The sequence below is a fragment of the Pseudescherichia sp. genome (assembly GCF_031987975.1).
GTDB lineage: Bacteria > Pseudomonadota > Gammaproteobacteria > Enterobacterales > Enterobacteriaceae > Pseudescherichia.
In genome coordinates this window covers 47,974-67,429 of record NZ_DALZYX010000010.1, presented here as the reverse complement: position 1 = coordinate 67,429, position 19,456 = coordinate 47,974, and the positions used below count along the sequence as shown (strand labels likewise).

General features: G+C 58.3%; 21 protein-coding genes. 7 read left to right on the top strand and 14 right to left on the bottom strand.

Annotation, left to right across the window (positions count from 1 at the left end; genetic code table 11):
- The first annotated feature begins 92 nt into the window (after nt 1-92).
- A complete protein-coding gene (sseA, locus tag RTN40_RS17600; protein WP_312229597.1) occupies nt 93-935 on the top strand; it encodes a 3-mercaptopyruvate sulfurtransferase in 843 nt (280 codons plus the stop codon).
- Nucleotides 936-937: 2 nt separating this feature from the next.
- A complete protein-coding gene (locus tag RTN40_RS17595) occupies nt 938-1,708 on the top strand; it encodes a MurR/RpiR family transcriptional regulator (protein WP_312229596.1) in 771 nt (256 codons plus the stop codon).
- A 21-nt stretch (nt 1,709-1,729) separates the two neighbouring features.
- Here RTN40_RS17595 and sseB read toward each other — a convergent pair whose 3' ends face one another.
- The 11 genes from sseB to trmJ all read right to left on the bottom strand — a co-directional run bounded on the left by sseB (nt 1,730) and on the right by trmJ (nt 10,398).
- Nucleotides 1,730-2,512 (bottom strand): enhanced serine sensitivity protein SseB, encoded by a 783-nt coding sequence (sseB, locus tag RTN40_RS17590; RefSeq protein ID WP_312229595.1) that lies wholly within the window; start codon nt 2,510-2,512, stop codon nt 1,730-1,732.
- A gap of 55 nt (nt 2,513-2,567) precedes the next feature.
- Entirely contained in the window at nt 2,568-3,857 is a 1,290-nt protein-coding gene (gene pepB, locus RTN40_RS17585) for an aminopeptidase PepB (protein WP_312229594.1), read from the bottom strand.
- A 65-nt stretch (nt 3,858-3,922) separates the two neighbouring features.
- Entirely contained in the window at nt 3,923-4,123 is a 201-nt protein-coding gene (gene iscX / locus RTN40_RS17580; protein WP_042389051.1) for a Fe-S cluster assembly protein IscX, read from the bottom strand.
- Between the two features lies 1 nt (nt 4,124).
- The gene (gene fdx, locus RTN40_RS17575) at nt 4,125-4,460 is read right to left on the bottom strand and encodes an ISC system 2Fe-2S type ferredoxin (protein WP_034459208.1); all 336 of its coding nucleotides are present in this window, start codon (nt 4,458-4,460) and stop codon (nt 4,125-4,127) included.
- Between the two features lies 1 nt (nt 4,461).
- On the bottom strand, nt 4,462-6,312 hold the full coding sequence (hscA, locus tag RTN40_RS17570; RefSeq protein WP_312229593.1) for a Fe-S protein assembly chaperone HscA: 1,851 nt from the start codon (nt 6,310-6,312) through the stop codon (nt 4,462-4,464).
- Between the two features lie 15 nt (nt 6,313-6,327).
- A complete protein-coding gene (gene hscB / locus RTN40_RS17565) occupies nt 6,328-6,843 on the bottom strand; it encodes a co-chaperone HscB (protein WP_312229592.1) in 516 nt (171 codons plus the stop codon).
- Between the two features lie 72 nt (nt 6,844-6,915).
- Nucleotides 6,916-7,239 (bottom strand): iron-sulfur cluster assembly protein IscA, encoded by a 324-nt coding sequence (iscA, locus tag RTN40_RS17560; RefSeq protein WP_103818854.1) that lies wholly within the window; start codon nt 7,237-7,239, stop codon nt 6,916-6,918.
- A 15-nt stretch (nt 7,240-7,254) separates the two neighbouring features.
- The gene (iscU, locus tag RTN40_RS17555) at nt 7,255-7,641 is read right to left on the bottom strand and encodes a Fe-S cluster assembly scaffold IscU (protein ID WP_312212716.1); all 387 of its coding nucleotides are present in this window, start codon (nt 7,639-7,641) and stop codon (nt 7,255-7,257) included.
- Nucleotides 7,642-7,668: 27 nt separating this feature from the next.
- Nucleotides 7,669-8,883 carry a cysteine desulfurase gene (gene iscS / locus RTN40_RS17550; protein WP_312229591.1) on the bottom strand — a complete coding sequence of 405 codons (1,215 nt, stop codon included), beginning with the start codon at nt 8,881-8,883 and terminating at the stop codon, nt 7,669-7,671.
- A gap of 117 nt (nt 8,884-9,000) precedes the next feature.
- A complete protein-coding gene (gene iscR / locus RTN40_RS17545; RefSeq protein WP_042389039.1) occupies nt 9,001-9,492 on the bottom strand; it encodes a Fe-S cluster assembly transcriptional regulator IscR in 492 nt (163 codons plus the stop codon).
- 174 nt (nt 9,493-9,666) lie between these two features.
- A complete protein-coding gene (trmJ, locus tag RTN40_RS17540; protein WP_312229590.1) occupies nt 9,667-10,398 on the bottom strand; it encodes a tRNA (cytosine(32)/uridine(32)-2'-O)-methyltransferase TrmJ in 732 nt (243 codons plus the stop codon).
- Between the two features lie 122 nt (nt 10,399-10,520).
- Between trmJ and suhB the strand changes: the two genes are divergently transcribed.
- Nucleotides 10,521-11,324 carry an inositol-1-monophosphatase gene (gene suhB / locus RTN40_RS17535; RefSeq protein WP_312229589.1) on the top strand — a complete coding sequence of 268 codons (804 nt, stop codon included), beginning with the start codon at nt 10,521-10,523 and terminating at the stop codon, nt 11,322-11,324.
- Between the two features lie 40 nt (nt 11,325-11,364).
- Here suhB and RTN40_RS17530 read toward each other — a convergent pair whose 3' ends face one another.
- A complete protein-coding gene (locus RTN40_RS17530; RefSeq protein ID WP_312229588.1) occupies nt 11,365-12,324 on the bottom strand; it encodes a nickel/cobalt transporter in 960 nt (319 codons plus the stop codon).
- A complete protein-coding gene (locus tag RTN40_RS17525; RefSeq protein ID WP_312229587.1) occupies nt 12,324-12,965 on the bottom strand; it encodes a DUF1007 family protein in 642 nt (213 codons plus the stop codon). The genes RTN40_RS17530 and RTN40_RS17525 overlap by 1 nt, the downstream gene beginning before the upstream one ends.
- Nucleotides 12,966-13,089: 124 nt before the next feature.
- Between RTN40_RS17525 and csiE the strand changes: the two genes are divergently transcribed.
- The gene (csiE, locus tag RTN40_RS17520) at nt 13,090-14,367 is read left to right on the top strand and encodes a stationary phase inducible protein CsiE (protein ID WP_312229586.1); all 1,278 of its coding nucleotides are present in this window, start codon (nt 13,090-13,092) and stop codon (nt 14,365-14,367) included.
- On the opposite strand, the gene RTN40_RS17515 is transcribed toward csiE, so the two are convergent.
- A complete protein-coding gene (locus RTN40_RS17515; protein ID WP_312229585.1) occupies nt 14,364-15,503 on the bottom strand; it encodes a 3-phenylpropionate MFS transporter in 1,140 nt (379 codons plus the stop codon). The genes csiE and RTN40_RS17515 overlap by 4 nt on opposite strands.
- Before the next feature lie 377 nt (nt 15,504-15,880).
- On the opposite strand from RTN40_RS17515, the gene RTN40_RS17510 reads away from it, so the two are divergent.
- The 3 genes from RTN40_RS17510 to RTN40_RS17500 all read left to right on the top strand — a co-directional run bounded on the left by RTN40_RS17510 (nt 15,881) and on the right by RTN40_RS17500 (nt 19,455).
- On the top strand, nt 15,881-16,864 hold the full coding sequence (locus RTN40_RS17510) for an autoinducer 2 ABC transporter substrate-binding protein (RefSeq protein WP_312212734.1): 984 nt from the start codon (nt 15,881-15,883) through the stop codon (nt 16,862-16,864).
- A 103-nt stretch (nt 16,865-16,967) separates the two neighbouring features.
- Nucleotides 16,968-18,476, top strand: coding sequence for a sugar ABC transporter ATP-binding protein (locus RTN40_RS17505; protein ID WP_312229584.1), 1,509 nt, complete (start codon nt 16,968-16,970; stop codon nt 18,474-18,476).
- Entirely contained in the window at nt 18,469-19,455 is a 987-nt protein-coding gene (locus tag RTN40_RS17500) for an ABC transporter permease (protein ID WP_312229583.1), read from the top strand. Before RTN40_RS17505 ends, RTN40_RS17500 begins: the two co-directional genes overlap by 8 nt.
- The last annotated feature ends 1 nt before the right edge of the window (nt 19,456 follow it).

Here is a 19,456-nt window from a genome sequence, read left to right as displayed (position 1 = left end):
GCCTGCTCGCGGCGTTGAGAGGGTAAACTTGTCGGTGTGAGAAAAAACACCGACAATCCTTTAGTCAATACATTAAAGGAGGCCCACCTGCTATGACTACCTCATTCTTCGTTGCTGCCGACTGGCTGATTGAACACGGCGACTCTCCCGACGTACAGATTATTGATGCGCGCATGGCTCCCCCAGGGCAAGAGCACCGTGATATGCGCGTCGAATACCGCGCCGGGCATCTTCCGGGCGCGGTCTTTTTTGATATCGAGGCCCTCTCTGACCATACCTCTCCCCTGCCCCACATGATGCCGCGCCCGGAAGCCTTCGCCGTGGCCATGCGCGAGCTGGGGATTGGCAGCGACAAGCATCTGGTTATCTACGACGAAGGGGACCTCTTCTCTGCGCCTCGGGCATGGTGGATGCTGAAAGCCTTTGGCGTGGAGCAGGTCTCAATTCTGGCGGGCGGGCTGGCCGGCTGGCAGCGCGATGAGCTGCCTCTCCAGCAGGGTGACGTGACGCTGCCCGAGGCTGAATTTGAAGCTCACTTTGACGCCGACCGGGTGAAGCGCCTGACCGACGTGCTGCTGATTAGCCATGAAAAAACTGCCCAGCTGGTAGATGCCCGTCCCGCCCCGCGCTTCAACGCCGAGGCGGATGAACCGCGTCCGGGGCTGAGGCGCGGACATATTCCTGGGGCGCTGAACGTGCCGTGGGGCGATCTGGTATTTGAAGGCGAGCTGAAGACCACCGACGAGCTGAGCGCCGTTTTTGCCCGTCAGGGGGTCGATCTCAACAAGCCTATTGTAGTGAGCTGCGGCTCAGGCGTGACCGCTGCCGTGGTAGCGTTGGCGCTGGAGACGCTGGGCGTTGAAGGCGTTACGCTGTACGACGGCTCATGGAGTGAATGGGGCGCGCGGGACGATCTGCCCGTTGAACCGGCCTGAGCATGGACAACCGCCTTGCGCCGCTGCTGTCGCGCGGCGAGTCGCTGACCCGCGCGGAGTACCGTGTGCTGGCCCATCTGACCGCCCACCCGCTGCTGGTGGGCAACATCACGGTGCGCGAGCTGGCACAGGAGACCTTCGTCTCTACCGCCACCATTATGCGTCTGTGCCAGAAGCTGGGCTTTAGCGGCTATAGCGAGCTGATTTGGTACTGCAAACAGTTGCTCGCCGATACGCCACATCTCGCGGTGCCAGCGGGTGAAACTGCCGATCTCTCGGTGCGGTTTAATCAGTTTATTGCTAACTATCAGCAGACCTTTCGCTGGGCGACGGAGGAGAAGCGCCGCTATTTCGCCGCCCTGCTGCACGAGAAAGAGAGCTTTTTTCTCTACGGGGCGGGCTTCTCCTATCTTTTTGCGGAGTATCTCACCAAGAAGTTACAGGTGCTGGGCAAGACGGCATTTATCTCCGGCCCGGGGGACAGCCGCAATATTTTTCTGAGCAACGCCGCCCGCTATGAGGTGTTTATTGCCGTCTCCCGTAGCGGTGAGACGGAACAGGTGCTGGATAAAGCGCGGATCGCCAAAAACGTTGGCATGACCATCGTGGCTTTTACCCGTGCCTCGGCCAATACCCTGGCGGGAATGGCGGATCTTCATTTCGGCCTGTATGACGAGGCGGTGCACTTTGCCGCTGAAGCCGCAGGTGTGACCTCGTTCGAGTCGAACCTGGTGCTGCTGATGGATCTGCTACTGCTGGAGGCAACGGGGTGAAAACTCACCCCGTCAGAGGAACTAGATGATGCGCTGCTTGAAGTCGCGCAGGAAGCTGCCCCAGCGCCGCTCGTAGAAAGGCGTAATGTGAGCCAGCATAAAGTGGCTGATACCCTTCTCGCCTTCGGCAACCAAGCAGATATCGACAGGTTCATCCCCTGGCAGGGTGTCGGTAGCAACGCTGCCAGCCGCCTGAATGATGGCGTCAATATCGCTATCGGCCTCGGTCTCAATACCAATCAGTAGATTAGGCTCGGCGTCAGCCTCCTCTTTAATAGAGCAGAGAAACGCCCGCTTAACCGTTTTCATGGTCTTGAATAGCGTCGTCAGGGAGTCAATCATCTGCGCAGGCGGCTCGGCCACTTCAGAGAGCAGCAGCGCGCTGCCGCCCTCTAACACCTCCTGCTGGCTAAGAGGACTTCCCTCCTCTTTGCCTACCAGATGGGCGATCTCACGCGGCGTAAACTCTTTCCCTGTCGGCAGTTTCGCATTGAGGAACAGCGTCTCGCCGAGGGTCATCTCAAACAGGGTGCGCACCGGCATTACCACGAACGCCTGTTCGTCCTCAACCACCTGCTGCAACGCCTCAAGAGAGGTGAAAAACGGGATCACCGAGGTGCCGTCGTCTTTCTCCCAGTGCTGGATATCCAGCGCGCTATCCTCAACTACCGTCTGGCCCTCTGCCGCCGTGCCGGGAACCCAGACGGTGGAGGCCATTAGCGTGCGGAAGAACGCAGGACGGTGGCCTGGCTCAGTCGCCGCCTGCTCAAGCAGGGTTTCTAATTCGTTTTTTGTTTCAGACATAGACTCACAACTTCGTAAATCGCCGGGTGGCGATACGCTTACCCGGCCTACGTTATTATTCCGCTGTTAACAGGTTGGCGATGGTACGCACGCCCAGGCCGGTCGCCCCGGCAGCCCACTGATCCACCGCCGCTTTACGGTAGGTGGCAGAGCAGTCGATATGCAGCCAGCCTTCACGGTAGTTCTCCACAAAGTGGGAGAGGAAACCGGCGGCGGTGCTGGCCCCGGCCGGGAAGGCAGCGCTGGCGGTGTTGTTCAGCTCGGCAAAGTTAGACGGCAGTTGGCTGCGGTGGAACTCCGCCAGCGGCAAACGCCAGAACGGCTCATTCTCCGCGCTGGCGCTGGCCAGCAGGCGGTTTGCCAGCTTGTCGTCAAAGCTCAGCAGCGCATGGTAGTCGTTACCCAGGGCGGTTTTTGCCGCGCCGGTCAGGGTTGCCGCATCGATGATCAGCTCTGGAGCCTGCTTCACTGCGTCGATCAGGCCATCGGCCAGCACCAGGCGGCCTTCGGCGTCGGTATTCATGATCTCAACGGTTTTGCCGTTGCGGTAGCGAATGATGTCGCCAAGCTTGAAGGCGTTGCCGCTGATCAGGTTGTCCGCGCAGCAGAGGTAGAGCTTAACGCGCTTGTTCAGGCCGCGGGTAATGGCAAATGCCAGCGCGCCGGTGACCAGCGCCGCGCCGCCCATATCGGATTTCATCGAGTCCATAAAGGCGCTCTGCTTGATGCTGTAGCCACCAGAGTCAAAGGTGACCCCTTTACCTACCAGGCAGGCGTAAACCGGCGCGTTTTTATCGCCGGTGGGGTTGTAGTCCAGCGCCAGCAGAACTGGAGTCCGCTCGGAGCCACGCCCTACGGTGTAGATCCCCATGTAGTTCTGCTCGCGCAGATCTTCGCCTTTGGTGATACGGTAGGAGACGTTATCTCCCCCCACGCCGCTCAGCAGATCTACCGCGCGCTGGGCCAGCTGCTCCGGTCCCAGCTCCTCAGGTGAGGCGTTGATGGCGTCGCGCACCCAATCGATAATGTTACGGCGGCTCTCCAGCTCTTTCTGCTGGGCTTCATCCAGGGTCGGCCACTCAATTTTACGGCTGCCTTTTGGCCCTCTATAGCCCTGCCAGAATGCCCAGCTGCGATCGACGTCCCAGCCCTCGCCTGCCAGCTGAACGTGCTTGATGCCCATACCGTCGATCTTACGCGCTGCGCGCTGGATCAGGCCCAGATCGTCTGCGCCGGTAAGATGTAGCGCAACGCCGTCGCTATTGATGCTGTAAGCGGCTTTCTCGCCCCAGCGCGCATCGGCGGGCTGAGTCGTCAGGGTGATTTTCATGGCTTCGGTTGTCATTGTTCTGTCCTTATTATCAAGCCTGCGATGTGAAAACGGGCTACCCGAAGGCAGCCCGCTGTGCATTATGACGCTTCGTCTAACCAGACTAACAGAATCGCTTCCAGAATCTTTTCATTGGATGCGTTTGGTTCGTCATCAAAGTCGTCCAGCTCACAAATCCACTGGTGCATATCGGTAAAGCGCACGGTTTTCGGATCGAGATCCGGGTAAGCGTCATACAGCGCCTCGCCGATTTCACGGCTGTCACTCCACTTCAGGCCCATATCAATGCTCCCGCGCGTGGTTAATAGTATAACGTGGCATCTCGACCACCAGATCTTCGTCGGTGACGCGTGCCTGACAGCTCAGACGGCTCTCCGGCTCCAGACCCCAGGCTTTATCCAGCATGTCGTCTTCATCTTCAGTGCTCTCCGCCAGCGAGTCAAAGCCTTCACGCACGACGCAGTGGCAGGTAGTGCAGGCGCAGGATTTTTCGCAGGCGTGCTCAATCTCAATGCCGTTACGCAGGGCAACGTCAAGAATGGTCTCGCCGACATTCGCTTCCAGAACAGCGCCATCCGGACAGAGATCCTGATGGGGCAAAAATACAATCTTTGGCATATTAAACCTCGTCCACGGAGTGGCCCTTCAGCGCCTTACGAACCGACTGGTCCATGCGGCGTGCGGCAAACTCCTGGGTTTGTTTGTCTATATTTTTAATGGCTTGCTCTATGGCGTCAGCGTCATCGCCCTCGGCGGCTACACGCAGACGTGCAGCGGCGTCGTCAATAACCTGACGTTCTGCGGCGCTTAACAGCGCGGCATCGGTTCCGAGCGCGCTTTGCAGACTCTCCAGCACGCGCGCGGCCTCCACTTTCTGCTCCGCCAGCATTCGCGCTTTCACGTCCTCGCTGGCAAAACTCATGGAATCCTGGATCATGGTGGCGATCTCGCCGTCGGTCAGCCCATAGGAGGGCTTGACCTGAATTGAGGCGGCCACGCCGGTGGATTTCTCCATGGCGGTGACGCTCAGCAGGCCGTCAGCATCAACCTGGAAGGTGACGCGAATGTGCGCCCCGCCGGCAGGCAGCGCCGGGATACCGCGCAGGGTAAAGCGTCCCAGCGAGCGGCAGTCGGCAACCAGCTCACGCTCGCCCTGCATCACATGGATGGACATGGCGGTCTGGCCATCTTTAAAGGTGGTGAACTCCTGAGCGCGCGCCACCGGTATGGTGGTGTTGCGCGGGATCACTTTCTCTACCAGCCCACCCATGGTCTCAAGGCCCAGCGACAGCGGGATGACGTCCAGCAGCAGCATCTCGCTGTCCGGCTTGTTGCCTACCAGAATATCGGCCTGAATGGCGGCGCCAATAGCGACAACCTTATCTGGATCGATAGTGGTCAGCGGCTGGCGGCCAAAGAACTCGCCGACGCGATCGCGCACCAGCGGCACGCGGGTGGAGCCGCCGACCATCACCACTTCCAGCACGTCGTCAGCCTCTACGCCCGCGTCTTTCAACGCCCGACGGCAGGAGAGCAGCGTACGTTTGACCAGGGTGGCGATCAGCTCATTAAATTCGGCGCGGGTTACGCTACCCTGCCAGCCCGCAACGTTAACATCGACGCTTTCGGCATCGCTGAGGGCGATTTTAGCTGCAATGGCAGCGTCCAGCAGCTGACGCTGCAGGCGCGGATCCTGACGATCGGTAATGCCGGCCAGCTCGCGGATACGATCCGCCAGCAGGTGATCGAAATCGTCGCCGCCCAGCGCCGAGTCGCCGCCGGTGGCTAAAACTTCAAATACGCCACGGCTCAGGCGCAGGATAGAGATATCAAAGGTGCCGCCGCCAAGGTCGTAGACGGCGATCACGCCCTCTTTGCCGGAGTCGAGACCGTAGGCAATCGCCGCCGCCGTCGGCTCGTTGAGCAGGCGCAGCACGTGCAGGCCCGCCAAACGTGCAGCGTCTTTAGTGCCCTGACGTTGAGCATCGTCAAAGTAGGCCGGGACGGTGATCACTACGCCGTCCAGCTCGCCCGCCAGCGCTTCAGTGGCGCGAGCGGCCAGCGCCTTGAGGATATCGGCGGAGATGCGCACCGGATTCAGCAGGCCCGCTTCCGTGGCGATCATCGGCAGGCCGTTTTCGCTCGCCTGCAGCTGATATGGCAGATGCGGATAGCGCGCCTGGATGTCGGCCAGCGAGCGGCCCATCATGCGTTTAACCGAGCTGATGGTGTTAGCCGGATCGTTGACCGCATTGCTGCGCGCCTCAAAGCCCACCCGGTGACCGTGCTGCTGATAGTGCACCACGGACGGCAGCAGGTGACGCCCTTCGCTGTCCGGCAGCGTTTGTGCCTGGCCGCTACGCACGGTAGCCACCAGGGAATGCGTTGTACCCAGATCAATGCCCGCCGCCAGACGACGCTGGTGCGGCGCGGCACTCATGCCCGGCTCACTAATTTGTAATAAGGCCATGTTTGCTTCCGAAATTTAAAAATCGAGCAGCTTTTCTTCGAGTTGTTCTGCTGTGCTGCGTAGTTTATCGAGAAAACGGAGTTTACGCACCGTCTCTGCGGCGTCGTCCCACGACTCGCCGTCAAGCTGCTCGACCATGATCTGATGGCGCGAGGTATACATCGCCGCGACGCGCTTCAGGAACGCTTCCAGCCGGTCGCTATCGCGGGCCTGCTCAATCTCATCCAGCTCTTCGCGCAGCTCAAGCTGCTCCATCAGAAAGGTGGTATCGCGAACGGTGTGCTGCTCGCTGGCGAGGTCGAAACCGTGCAGGGAGAGCAGGTACTCGGCGCGCAGCAGCGGATGACGCAGCGTCTGCCAGGCCTGATTGATGGTTGCAGAGTGTTGGACGGCGGCAAGCTGTTCAGCGGAGGTGCCACTGGCAAACCGGTCGGGGTGATATTGACGTTGCAGATCCTGAAAGCGGGTAGCCAGCGCCTGCGTATCCAGATGATAACTGGCGGGCAACCCAAAGAGGGCAAAGTAATCCATAACAGTCTCGGGGTTAGGCGGGTTAAAGCAAACCCCACCGCAGAGCAGTGGGGTTGAGTCGTTCAGGCGCGGTTAAACGTGGAAGCTTTCGCCGCAGCCGCACTCATCTTTAACGTTCGGGTTGGTGAACTTAAACCCTTCGTTAAGGCCCTCTTTTACGAAGTCCAGCTGAGTGCCGTTCAGGAACTGCAGGCTTTTGCCATCGACCACGACCTTAACGCCTTTGTCTTCGAACACGGTATCTTCTGCCGCAGGCTCGTCAACAAATTCCAGCACGTAGGCCATACCCGAACAGCCGGAGGTTCTCACCCCCAGGCGCAGGCCAAACCCTTTACCCCGGTTGGCCAGGAAGCTATTTACTCGCGCGGCAGCACTGTCGCTAAGGGTAATCGACATACAAACCTCTGCTCGTTATTTCACGTCACGCTTGCTTTTGTAGTCCGCAATCGCAGCTTTGATTGCATCTTCCGCCAGGATAGAGCAGTGGATCTTAACCGGCGGCAGCTCCAGCTCATCGGCGATGTCGGTGTTTTTAATCGCCTGAGCTTCGTCCAGGGATTTACCTTTCACCCACTCGGTGACGAGGGAGCTGGAGGCGATCGCCGAGCCGCAGCCGTAGGTTTTAAAACGCGCGTCTTCGATGATGCCGTCGTTGTTCACTTTGATCTGCAGCTTCATGACGTCGCCACAGGCCGGTGCACCCACCATGCCGCTGCCAACGCTTGCGTCGCTGTTGTCGAAGGAGCCAACGTTGCGCGGGTTTTCGTAGTGATCGATTACTTTTTCGCTATAAGCCATTTTAAATTCTCCTGATGCCGCTACCGATTAATGATGAGACCATTCAATGCTGTTCAGATCCACGCCCTGTTTGAACATCTCCCACAGCGGAGAGAGGTCGCGCAGACGGCCAATGGAGTTGCGAACCAGATTGATGGTGTAGTCAATCTCTTCTTCGGTAGTGAAACGACCTAAAGAGAAACGAATAGAGCTATGTGCCAGCTCGTCAGTCATGCCCAGCGCGCGCAGCACGTAGGATGGCTCGAGGCTTGCAGAGGTACAGGCGGAACCGGAAGAGACCGCGAGATCCTTCAGCGCCATGATCAGCGACTCGCCTTCAACGTAGTTGAAGCTGACGTTGAGGATGTTTGGTACGCCCTGCTCAAGATCGCCGTTCAGATACACTTCTTCCATATCTTTTACGCCGTCCCACAGACGGTTACGCAGCGTACGCAGGCGCGCCATCTCGGTTTCCATCTCTTCTTTGGCAATGCGGTAGGCTTCGCCCATGCCGACGATCTGGTGTACAGGCAGCGTACCGGAACGCATACCGCGCTCGTGACCGCCACCGTGCATCTGTGCTTCGATGCGGATACGCGGCTTACGACGCACGTACAGCGCGCCAATCCCTTTCGGGCCGTAGATTTTGTGGCCGGAGAAGGACATCAGGTCCACTTTCAGCTGGCTCAGGTCGATAGGCAGTTTGCCGACGCTCTGGGTCGCATCTACGTGGTAGATGATACCGCGCGCACGACAGAGTTCGCCGATGGTCGCGATATCCTGTACAACGCCGATTTCGTTGTTCACGTGCATGATAGAGACCAGAATGGTGTCGTCGCGCATGGCGGCTTCCAGCTCTTTCAGGTCAATAATGCCGTTGCTCTGCGGCGCGAGATAGGTGACTTCAAACCCTTCACGCTCCAGCTGACGACAGGTGTCCAGCACGGCTTTGTGTTCGGTTTTGCTGGTGATGATGTGCTTGCCTTTTTTCTGGTAGAAATTGGCAGCACCTTTGATCGCCAGGTTGTCAGATTCGGTTGCACCGGAGGTGAAAACAATTTCACGCGGGTCAGCGCCAACCAGCTCGGCAATCTGATTACGGGCGATATCTACCGCCTCTTCAGCATGCCAGCCAAAACGGTGTGAACGGGAAGCTGGGTTACCAAAGTTTCCGTCCAGGGTCAGACACTGCATCATTTTCTCGGCAACACGCGGATCCACCGGCGTGGTTGCGGAGTAGTCGAGATAGATCGGTAATTTCATTGCTCTATAAACTCCGTACATCGCTTCAATGCAAGGAATCAGGCTACCGGCTGGATGTACGGCCGAGTACACGAGGTATTTCTACCCCGGCCTGACTCTAAAATCTTTATGTTTTTATTACGCGCGCAGTTTGACGTCGATAGCGTCCTGCGCGCGGGTCGTGCGCTGTGTTTCCTGGCTGTGCTGGCGATCGGCAACGTCCATCACCTCCTGGTTATTCACCAGTTCACCGAGGGTGATATTGTTCAGGAAGCCGGTCAGGCGATCGCTCAGGTCGCGCCACAGGGCATGGGTCAGGCACTTATCGCCGCCCTGGCAGCCGCCTTTACCCTGACAGCGGGTCGCGTCTACCGATTCATCAACAGCGCTGATCACTTCGCCAACGGCGATGCTGTTAGCATCTTTACCTAACAGATACCCACCGCCCGGACCGCGTACGCTGGCTACCAGGCCATTTTTACGCAGGCGTGAGAAGAGTTGCTCCAGGTAGGAGAGGGAGATACCCTGACGCTCGGAAATATCAGCCAGCGGAACCGGGCCCGATTCAGAGTTGAGCGCAACGTCCAGCATTGCAGTAACGGCATAACGCCCTTTCGATGTCAGTCTCATGTCTTACTTAACCTCAAACTCGCCCCTGCCCGGGGTTGTAGTTATAAAACGTTGTTATAAAAACAGTGATATAAATGGTCTGTTACATAGCAGGCGCAAGTGTGACATTCCCGACTAAATTGGTCAACTATTTACTTGACTGTTTTAGTCAGGTATTTGGCGTTTCGTGCCGTTTTATTGCTCTCTATTCTTCTGCTCGATCGACGCCAGAATGCCGCGCAGGATGTTCAACTCCTGGCTCTCCGGACGTGCGCGGGTAAACAGACGGCGCAGCTTGTTCATCACCTGCCCCGGATGCTCAGGACGGATAAAACCGGTCGCCAGCAGGGTCTGCTCAAGATGACCGTAGAAGCGCTCAAGGTCATCCACCAGCGGGTACGCTGTCTCTTCGCTCTCTGGCTCTGCGCCCTCTTCCTGCGCCGCCAGCCAGGCCATACGCACTTCATAGGCGATAACCTGTACCGCCATCGCCAGGTTCAGCGAGCTGTACTCCGGGTTCGCGGCAATAGCGACGTGGTAGTGGCACTTCTGCAACTCTTCGTTGGTCAGGCCCACGCGCTCGCGGCCAAAGACCAGCGCCACCGGGGCGTGCTGCCCTTCGCTAATGCTCTTCAGCCCGCACTCGCGCGGATCGAGCATCGGCCACGGCAGGGTACGGGAGCGAGCACTGGTCCCGACCACCAGGCTACAGCCCGCCAGCGCGTCGTCGAGGGTATCGACAATCTGCGCATTGCCAATGACGTCACTGGCCCCGGCGGCCAGGGCGATGGCCTGGGAGTCCGGCTTCACCAGCGGGTTAACCAGCCAAAGATTCGTTAAGCCCATGGTTTTCATGGCGCGGGCAACGGAGCCCATATTGCCGGTATGAGAGGTTTCAACCAGCACAATTCGTATATTTTGCAGCATAGTTTTTCAGCGTCTAAAGAATATTTGCGCATATTAGCATAAAGCAAAGACATATTCCGAACTCGCTGCTATACTCTGCGCCGTTTTCACCCCCGTTCTTTAACATCCAGTGAGAGAGACCGATGCATCCGATGCTGACCATCGCCGTGCGCGCAGCGCGCAAGGCGGGTAATGTAATTGCCAAACACTACGAAACACCAGACGCTGTAGAAACCAATCAGAAAGGCAGCAATGATTTCGTGACCAACGTTGATAAAGCCGCCGAGGCCGTGATTATCGACACTATCCGCAAATCTTACCCGCAACACACCATTATCACCGAAGAGTCCGGTGAACATGCAGGCGCAGATCAGGATGTACAATGGGTTATCGATCCACTGGATGGCACCACCAACTTTATTAAGCGCCTGCCGCACTTCTCGGTCTCTATCGCCGTGCGCATTAAAGGCCGCACTGAAGTCGCCGTGGTTTACGATCCAATGCGTAACGAACTCTTCACCGCTACCCGCGGCCAGGGCGCACAGCTCAACGGCTACCGTCTGCGCGGCAGCTCCGCTCGCGATCTGGATGGCACCATTCTGGCGACCGGTTTCCCGTTTAAGGCGAAACAGCACGCTAAAACTTATATCAACATCGTGGGCAAACTCTTCACCGAGTGCGCTGACTTCCGCCGCACCGGCTCTGCCGCGCTGGATCTGGCCTACGTTGCCGCAGGCCGCGTGGACGGTTTCTTTGAGATCGGCCTGAAGCCGTGGGATTTCGCCGCTGGCGAGCTGCTGGTACGTGAAGCGGGTGGCCTGGTGTGCGACTTCACCGGTAACCACAACTACATGATGAGCGGTAACATCGTTGCAGGTAACCCGCGCGTGGTTAAAGCCATGCTGGCGAACATGCGTGACGAACTGAGCGAAGCGCTGAAGCGTTAAGCATCGCTAACGCCGGATGAGCGTAATGCCATCCGGCGATTTAAAACGGCCGTAATCCCCTTCCTACCGGCACCGCACTCAGCCACATCACCGCCGCCGCCACGATTAACATTACGCCCCCGGCGAGAGCCAGCGTTAACCAGCCTACCTGCTGCCACAGCACCGGTGTTCTGTCTCCGCCTAGCCTGACCGCCAGCTGCCGAAAGCTATGTACCAGCAGCGCCAGCGCAGAGATAGTCAACGACGTTCCTGCCGCCATCGCCATGGCCGAGGCCACTCCCCAGCTAAATACGCCGATCACCTTACTGAACAGCAAAACCATGATCGCCCCGGAGCAGGGCCGCATCCCCATCGACAGAATAATCATCAGCCGGGCGCGCCAGTCATCGCTGTGCGTCAGCTGCTCCGGCGTGGGCAGATGCTGATGGCCGCAGCCGCAGTGGGCATCATGCACATGGTGTGGCGTAAAGGATTTAAACTGCGGCTTGCGCAGGAGAAGACGCAGCTTCTTTAACGCTCGCCAGCAGAGCAGTAGCCCCAGTACGCCGACCAGGGCGTAGCTCCCCTTCTCCAGCCAGTAGCTGCTCAGGTGCAGCTGACGGGCAGGCAGCTGGAGCAGGGTCAGGACCACCACGACCAGCACAATGGCCACCAGCCCCTGTAAGAGCGACGAGGCCATGGTCAGGCCAATACTCGACCTCAGCTTTGAGGGATGGGTAGCCAGCCAGGTGGTTATGACGACTTTACCGTGGCCCGGCCCAAGGGCGTGCAGCACCCCATAGAGAAAGCTAAACAGCAGCAGCGCCCCACCCGCCTGCGTGGGATTTGCCGCCACGCCTTTTAACAGGGCGCTCATCTGCTGGTTGACTTCCCGCTGCCAGCCCGCGCTCTCCAGCATAATCCGCGGCCAGGCGTGCCACAGCTGCACCCCGCCCACTATGACACAGAGCAGCAGCAGGGCCAGCGGCCAGAACGAACGCCAGCGGGGCGCGCGCAGCATCACTCTTTACACTCCAGGGTTACGGTTTGAGCAAACTGCTTGCCCAGCTCCATATCCTCCGGCGGTGCGTCCTCTTTATCCAGCGACTGGGCAAAGGCTAAGGTTTCGTCTCCCGGCGTTGGCGTATGCACGGTAGTTTGACACCTTTTTTGCAGGTCAGCGGACAGCATAACGTCACTCTTATCCTGATAAGTCATATCGACATAGTAGGTGGGATCGAAGGTGGAGAAGGTGTAGCGCTGTCCGGCCAGCGGCTGTGGCGCGGCCAGCGGTAAAGTAAAGGACAACACCGCCTGGTGATCGACCCGGGACATGCCGTAGTGGGTTGGCCGGTTCAGAAACTTTACCCGCTGGCCGTTATGCCAGACCTCGGTAAAGTAGTGCTGCCCCAGCACGTTGGCCATCACCTCCGCCGCCAGCTTTTTCCACACCGGCGACTCCGGTTTTGCGTCACCGGCGTCGTAGAGCAGATCGGCTGAGGTGATCTCATCCATCGTCCAGCGCATGTTGAGTGCCACCAGCTGATCACCCTTCACTACCGGCTCGGTTTGCAGACGAATAAAGCTGTGGGGATGGGCCAGCGCGGGGAGCGATAAAAACGCGAAAACCAGCGCACCAGCGTACTGTTTGACTGTTTGCATGTGTTCCTTACGAGAAAAATTCTGTGACGCCCCCCGGCATTCCTGAGGGAAAGCCCGCCAGTGGGGCTTTCGCCGCCGTATCCTTTAGCTATTCTTATCGAAACCCCTAACTGGAATCCAGCAGATGACAACCGTAACGATACCGCCATCTGTGCTCTCCAGTTCACAACGCCGCTGTCATGTACTCCTAATGCTCGCCCTGCCGGGACAAACGGTGACACCAGATATGCTCGGCAAGCTGAACAACGTGGACGGCACAGTCACCCGGCAAGATATTGCCGACACGGGTTATGAGATCCAGCGCTACCATCGGCTGAGCATTGCCGCGCAGCAGGACGGCAGCTACCGCATCGAGGGGACGGCGCTCGACCAGCGTCTCTGTCTCCTCCACTGGCTTAAGCGCGCCATCCGTCTCTGCCCAAATTTTGTTAGCGCTCACTTTACCCCAGCGCTTAAGAGCGCGCTGAAGCAGCAAGGTATCGCCAGAACATTGTATGACGATACTAACCTGCACGCCCTGATTAATCTCTGCTCCCGTCGCCTTCAGCGGCAGTTTGAGCAGCGGGACATTCAATTTCTTCGTCTCTATTTACAATATTGTCTGCTTGCGCACCAGCTTGGCTTTACGCCCGCGTTTGCCCCCCTGCAGCAGGCCTGGGCCGAGGCGCGGGCAGAGCATCTTGTTGCCCAGGAGATTATTCGCCACTGGCAGCGCCGGGTGGTTCCGGTCCCGCACGTCAGCGAGCACCTCTTCCTGACGGTGCTATTTATGCTGCTGCACACGCCGGATCCTATCCGTGACAGCCACCAGCAGGATACCCGTCTGCGCGAGTCCATCCGCCGGACCATCGAGCGCTTTCGCACCCTCTCCGGGATGGACTTTAGCGATGAGCAGGGGCTGACCGATCAGCTCTATATCCACCTGGCTCAAGCGCTGAACCGCAGCCTGTTCGGTATCGGGATCGATAATAGCCTGCCGGAGGAGATTACCCTACTCTACCCCCGGCTGATGCGTACCACTCGCGAGGCGCTGACCTGTCTTGAAGAGGAGTACAAACTCTGCTTTACCCATGAGGAGGCGGGGCTGGTAGCGGTGATCTTTGGTGCGTGGCTAATGCAGGAGAGCGATCTTCATGAGAAACAGGTCGTCCTGCTGACCGATCACGCTCCCGAGCGGGAGCGGGCCATTGAAGAGCAGCTGCGCGAGCTGACGCTGCTGCCGCTGAATATCAAGCATCTGCCTCTCGCTACCTTTCAGCAGAAGGGTGCACCACGTGAGGCGGCACTGATTGTAACCCCTTACGCGACGCCGCTGCCGCTCTTCTCCGCTCCGCTAATCCATGCGGTGATTACCCTAAGCGAGCAGCAGCAGCGACACATTCGCGACATGCTGGAGTCTTAGGCCCGGGCGCTGACGCCGGGCCGGATGAACATGGCAGGCAGCGCGACCAGCGCCATGACCCAGAATACGCCCTGATGCAGATGCTGGAACAGGAAGCCGGCAAAGATGGTCATTACCGCGATGCTGCCGCCCATCGCTACTGCCGAGTAGACGGCCTGCAGGCGGATCACCTCGCCTCCCTGGCGGGCTGCAATGTAGCGCATCGCCGCCAGATGACAGACGGTGAAGGTTCCGCAGTGCAGCACCTGCACTAGCAGTAGCCACGGCAGCGCCGTGGTCCAGCCCATCAACGCCCAGCGTATCACGCCGCACGCCGCCGAGAGCAGGAGCAGATCGCGGGCGCTCCAGCGGCGGAACAGACGATTGCTGAGGGCAAAAATAATCACCTCTGCCACCACCCCCAGCGACCAGAGGTAGCCCACCGTTGAGGCAGAGTAGCCTGCTTCCTGCCAGTAGATAGCGCTAAAGCCGTAATAGGCGGCGTGCGCCCCCTGCAACAGCGAGACGCAGGCAAGAAAGCGTCCGTTCTGGCGGATCAGGCTGCGCCACGCGGGCCAGCCAGCAGCGGCCTGCACCCGGCTCTCGCCGAGAGGCATCACCGAGGGGCGTAGCAGCATCCCGAGCAGCATGGAGATCGTTCCCAGGGTGAGCATCGCCAGGATCGCCCGGTAGTCGAAGAGGCTGACCAGCTTGCCGGTGAGCGCCGAGCCAATAACAAACGCCACCGATCCCCACAGGCGCACCCGGCCATAGTCCATCACAATCTGCTTTTGCCAGGTGTTAGCCAGGGCGTCGGTAAGCGGCACCAGCGGTGAGAAGAAGAGGTTAAAACCGATGATGATCGCCATCAGCCAGCCAACATGGTTTCCGGCCCAGAAGGCCAGGGCAAACAGCAGCGTCAGCAGAGCCAGCACGCGCAGGGCGAACACCAGCCGGGAGGGATCGGTGACGCGAGGAGCAATGGTCAGGCTGCCGAGAAAGCGCGCCACCAGCCCGGCCCCCAGCAGCAGGCCAATAGTCTCCGGCGTCAGGCCAGTGCCCTTGAGCCAGACGCTCCAGAAAGGTAAAAAGATGCCGTAGCTGAAAAAGTAAGTAAAGTAGCTCAGCGCCAGCCAGCGCGTTGAATGCAAAACCATGAATCCCTCCCGTTTTGGACGGCGTTAGTCTGGCGTTAAAAACGGACCGCTGCAATTTGCTTGTCACGGTTCAGCTCACATATCTGCAACTTGATGAGCTATAAAAGGGGCTAAAACAGCGAAAACCCAGGCCTTACATAAGCCAAATGATAATAAATTGTTAAGTTTTAGTTATAAAATAATCAATTTTTAACATAAATAGCCTTTTATAACATAATGACATTATTGATATTTAACTTAATGTTAACCTAAATTTATCCATAAATTTACATTAATGGGCACTGGTCACATTTAAAAATTTTGCGATACGTTTCCCCTTCCCTTCATTGCTAATCTTCTCTCCGTGACATGCCTCGGTCCCTACAAAAGGTATAACTATGAAATTCAAACTCGCATTACTCAGCGCAGCTCTGGTTTCTGCATGCATGGTGTCCGGTACCTCGGTTGCAGCGGAGAAATATGAAATTGCCGTGGTCGCTAAGGTGACCGGCATTCCGTGGTTTAACCGTATGGAAACCGGCGTCAACGAGGCAGCGAAAAAGCTCGACGTCAACGCCTATCAGACCGGTCCCTCTACGCCGGACCCGGCTCAGCAGGTGAAGGTGATTGAGGATCTGATCGCCAAAAACGTTAACGCCATCATCGTGGTGCCGAACGACGCTAAAGTGCTGGAGCCGGTACTGAAAAAAGCGCGCGATAAGGGCATCGTGGTGCTGACCCATGAGTCGCCGGATCAGCAGATCGGCCAGTGGGATATCGAAACCATTGACAGCGAGAAGTACGCCCAGGCTAACGTTGACGAGCTGGCGAAAGATATGGGCGGCAAAGGTGGGTATGCCATCTACGTCGGTTCCCTGACGGTGCCGCTGCACAACGCCTGGGCCGATTACGCCATTAAATACCAGAAAGAGAAATACCCGGACATGTTTGAGGTAACGTCGCGCCTGCCGGTGGCGGAGAGCATCGATAAGTCCTACTCCACGACGCTGGACCTGATGAAAACCTATCCGCAAATGAAAGGGGTGATCGGCTTTGGCTCCCTCGGCCCTATCGGTGCTGGCCAGGCGGTGCAGAAGAAACGGGCGAAAGAGAAAGTGGCCGTGGTGGGTATTGCCATGCCAGCCCAGGCGGCACCTTACCTGATGCGCGGCGATATCAAAAAAGCGCTGCTGTGGGATCCAAAAGATGCGGGCTATGCGCTGGTGACCGTTGCCGACCAGCTGCTGAAGGGTAAAGAAGTGACGTCCGATCTGACCATTGACGGTTTAGGGAAAGCCGACGTCGACATGGAGAAGAAAGTGATCCGCTTTAATAAGATCCTCGAAGTCACCAAAGATAACGCACAGTCGCTCGGTTTCTAAGGCTCTCCGCCTACACCAGGGAACCTCAACGCCGGCCGTCTGGCCGGCACACTCGTACAGAATGACTTAAGCGCCCGAACGGGCGCTCGCAGGGGTATTGTCCATGGCCGACACCACCGCATTTATCACTCTTGAGAATATCAGCAAGCAATTCCCGGGCGTGCTGGCGCTGGATAACGTGAACCTGACGCTAAAAAAAGGCGAAGTTCACTGTCTGGCCGGGCAGAACGGCTGCGGTAAAAGCACCATTATTAAAGTGATCTCCGGCGTCTATCATCCGGAAAAAGGGGCGCAGATCCAGCTCGACGGCAAGCTGTTCCATCACCTGACCCCACAGCTCTCTTCCCACTATGGCATTCAGGTGATCTACCAGGATCTCTCCCTGTTTCCCAACTTCAGCGTGGCGGAAAACATCGCCGTTAACCGCTATCTGCCTGGGGGTGATATCTGGGTCCGGCGCGGCGCAATGCGCAAGCAGGCGCTGGCCGCGATGCAGCGTATCGGCGTAAGCATCGACCCAGACAAAAAAGTAGAAAAACTCTCCATTGCCGACCGCCAACTGGTGGCGATTTGTCGTGCTATCGCCGCAGACGCCCGGCTGGTGATTATGGATGAGCCAACCGCCTCCCTCACCCGCCAGGAGGTTAACGGCCTGCTGCGAGTGGTCAACGAACTGAAAGCCGCTGGCATCTGCGTGGTATTCGTTAGCCACCGTCTCGATGAAGTGATGGAGGTGGCGGATCGCATCAGCGTCATGCGTGACGGCAAGCTGGTGGGTACCTACCCGGCAAGCCAGCTCGACAGCCATGAGCTGGCGTTCCTGATGACCGGCCAGCGCTTCCACTACAGTCCGCTGCCGGAAAAACCCTCCGCCGATCAGGAGCCGATGCTGGAGCTGCGCAACTTAAGCCGCCGGGGAAAATACCAGAACATCAACCTGTCGCTGCGCAGCGGCGAGATTGTCTCTATCGTCGGTCTGCTGGGTGCCGGGCGTACCGAGCTGTGCCTGAGCCTGTTTGGCATGACCCACCCGGAGAGCGGGGAGATGCGCATTAACGGCAAGCCGGTCACCCTGCGCAATAACCATGACGCCATTAAGCACGGGATCGGCTACGTCTCAGAGGATCGCCTAACCCAGGGATTGATCATGGAGCAGTCGATCTACGACAACACCATCGTCACGGTGTACGACAAGCTGCATACCCGTAGCGGCATGCTGGATCACGGCAAGGCGAAAAAACTGGTGGCCGATCTGATCCGCAACCTGAATATTAAAGTCTCCGATCCGCACCTGCCGGTGAAAACCCTCTCCGGCGGGAACGCCCAGCGGATCGCTATCGCGAAATGGGTGGCGACCGATCCGCGCATCCTTATTCTCGACTCGCCCACCGTCGGGGTGGATATCGCTAATAAAGAGGGGATCTACCAGATCGCCCGCGATCTGGCGGAACAGGGGATGGCGGTGCTGATGATCTGCGATGAGATCCCGGAAGCCTATTATAACAGTCACCGCGTGCTGGTCATGCGTCGCGGCAAGCTGGTCGCGGAGTTTAATCCACATCGCTGTACTGAACAGGAGATTGCTGAAGTGGTCGAGGTGATCCATGAATAACAGACTTTCCCGCCTGATCGGGCAACATGAGTTCTGGCTTGGACTGCTGGTCGTAGCGCTGGCGGTCGGGCTGAGCGTCAGCACCGACGAGTTTTTCTCGCTGGGCAACCTGACGGACGTCGCCACCAGCTACGCCATTCTCGGGATCCTCGCCTGCGGCCTGTTCGTAGTGCTGATCTCCGGTGGGATCGATATTTCATTCCCGGCCATGACCGCCATTGCCCAGTATGCCATGGCAAGCTGGGTCATTGCCTACGGCGGCAACTTTGCCCTGGCGCTGGTGCTGGCTATGGTCGTCGGGCTGCTGCTCGGGCTGATCAATGGGTTCCTGGTCTACTGGCTGCGGGTTCCGGCGATCATCATCACCATCGCCACGCTCAACGTCTACTATGGCCTGCTGGTATACGCAACCAAAGGCACCTGGCTGTACGGCTTCCCGGACTGGTTCATGAACGGCATCAACTGGCTGTCGTTCACCGCCGCCGACGGCTATGACTACGGTCTTACCCTGCCCCTGCTCTGCCTGGCGGCGGTCATTATCTTCACCGCCGTACTGATGAACTTTACCCGCCTCGGCCGCCAGATCTACGCCATGGGCGGCAACCGCGACGCGGCCTCACGCCTGGGGCTAAATCTGGTGAAGCTGCACTTCTACGTCTACGGCTATATGGGCATTCTTGCCGGGATCGCCGCCGTGGTGCAGGCGCAGATCACCCAGTCCGTTGCCCCCAACTCACTGCTCGGCTTTGAGCTGACGGTGCTGGCGGCAGTGGTGCTGGGCGGCACCAGCATGAGCGGTGGACGCGGAACCTTAACCGGCACGCTGCTGGGGGTCGTCCTGCTGGCCTTTTTGCAGAACGGCCTGACGCTGCTGAGCGTCTCCTCTTACTGGCACACCGTATTCAGCGGCATCATTATCCTGGTCAGCATCAGCGCCACGGCCTGGAATGAAAAACGCAAACTTGCAAGGGAGCTTTGAA

What these genes read in the sequence shown, in the direction of transcription:
- sseA (WP_312229597.1), top strand. Translation starts at nt 93, where the DNA reads ATGACTACCTCATTCTTCGTTGCTGCCGACTGGCTGATTGAACACGGC.
- RTN40_RS17595 (WP_312229596.1), top strand. Translation starts at nt 938, where the DNA reads ATGGACAACCGCCTTGCGCCGCTGCTGTCGCGCGGCGAGTCGCTGACC.
- sseB (WP_312229595.1), bottom strand. Translation starts at nt 2,512, where the DNA reads ATGTCTGAAACAAAAAACGAATTAGAAACCCTGCTTGAGCAGGCGGCG.
- pepB (WP_312229594.1), bottom strand. Translation starts at nt 3,857, where the DNA reads ATGACAACCGAAGCCATGAAAATCACCCTGACGACTCAGCCCGCCGAT.
- iscX (WP_042389051.1), bottom strand. Translation starts at nt 4,123, where the DNA reads ATGGGCCTGAAGTGGAGTGACAGCCGTGAAATCGGCGAGGCGCTGTAT.
- fdx (WP_034459208.1), bottom strand. Translation starts at nt 4,460, where the DNA reads ATGCCAAAGATTGTATTTTTGCCCCATCAGGATCTCTGTCCGGATGGC.
- hscA (WP_312229593.1), bottom strand. Translation starts at nt 6,312, where the DNA reads ATGGCCTTATTACAAATTAGTGAGCCGGGCATGAGTGCCGCGCCGCAC.
- hscB (WP_312229592.1), bottom strand. Translation starts at nt 6,843, where the DNA reads ATGGATTACTTTGCCCTCTTTGGGTTGCCCGCCAGTTATCATCTGGAT.
- iscA (WP_103818854.1), bottom strand. Translation starts at nt 7,239, where the DNA reads ATGTCGATTACCCTTAGCGACAGTGCTGCCGCGCGAGTAAATAGCTTC.
- iscU (WP_312212716.1), bottom strand. Translation starts at nt 7,641, where the DNA reads ATGGCTTATAGCGAAAAAGTAATCGATCACTACGAAAACCCGCGCAAC.
- iscS (WP_312229591.1), bottom strand. Translation starts at nt 8,883, where the DNA reads ATGAAATTACCGATCTATCTCGACTACTCCGCAACCACGCCGGTGGAT.
- iscR (WP_042389039.1), bottom strand. Translation starts at nt 9,492, where the DNA reads ATGAGACTGACATCGAAAGGGCGTTATGCCGTTACTGCAATGCTGGAC.
- trmJ (WP_312229590.1), bottom strand. Translation starts at nt 10,398, where the DNA reads ATGCTGCAAAATATACGAATTGTGCTGGTTGAAACCTCTCATACCGGC.
- suhB (WP_312229589.1), top strand. Translation starts at nt 10,521, where the DNA reads ATGCATCCGATGCTGACCATCGCCGTGCGCGCAGCGCGCAAGGCGGGT.
- RTN40_RS17530 (WP_312229588.1), bottom strand. Translation starts at nt 12,324, where the DNA reads ATGCTGCGCGCGCCCCGCTGGCGTTCGTTCTGGCCGCTGGCCCTGCTG.
- RTN40_RS17525 (WP_312229587.1), bottom strand. Translation starts at nt 12,965, where the DNA reads ATGCAAACAGTCAAACAGTACGCTGGTGCGCTGGTTTTCGCGTTTTTA.
- csiE (WP_312229586.1), top strand. Translation starts at nt 13,090, where the DNA reads ATGACAACCGTAACGATACCGCCATCTGTGCTCTCCAGTTCACAACGC.
- RTN40_RS17515 (WP_312229585.1), bottom strand. Translation starts at nt 15,503, where the DNA reads ATGGTTTTGCATTCAACGCGCTGGCTGGCGCTGAGCTACTTTACTTAC.
- RTN40_RS17510 (WP_312212734.1), top strand. Translation starts at nt 15,881, where the DNA reads ATGAAATTCAAACTCGCATTACTCAGCGCAGCTCTGGTTTCTGCATGC.
- RTN40_RS17505 (WP_312229584.1), top strand. Translation starts at nt 16,968, where the DNA reads ATGGCCGACACCACCGCATTTATCACTCTTGAGAATATCAGCAAGCAA.
- RTN40_RS17500 (WP_312229583.1), top strand. Translation starts at nt 18,469, where the DNA reads ATGAATAACAGACTTTCCCGCCTGATCGGGCAACATGAGTTCTGGCTT.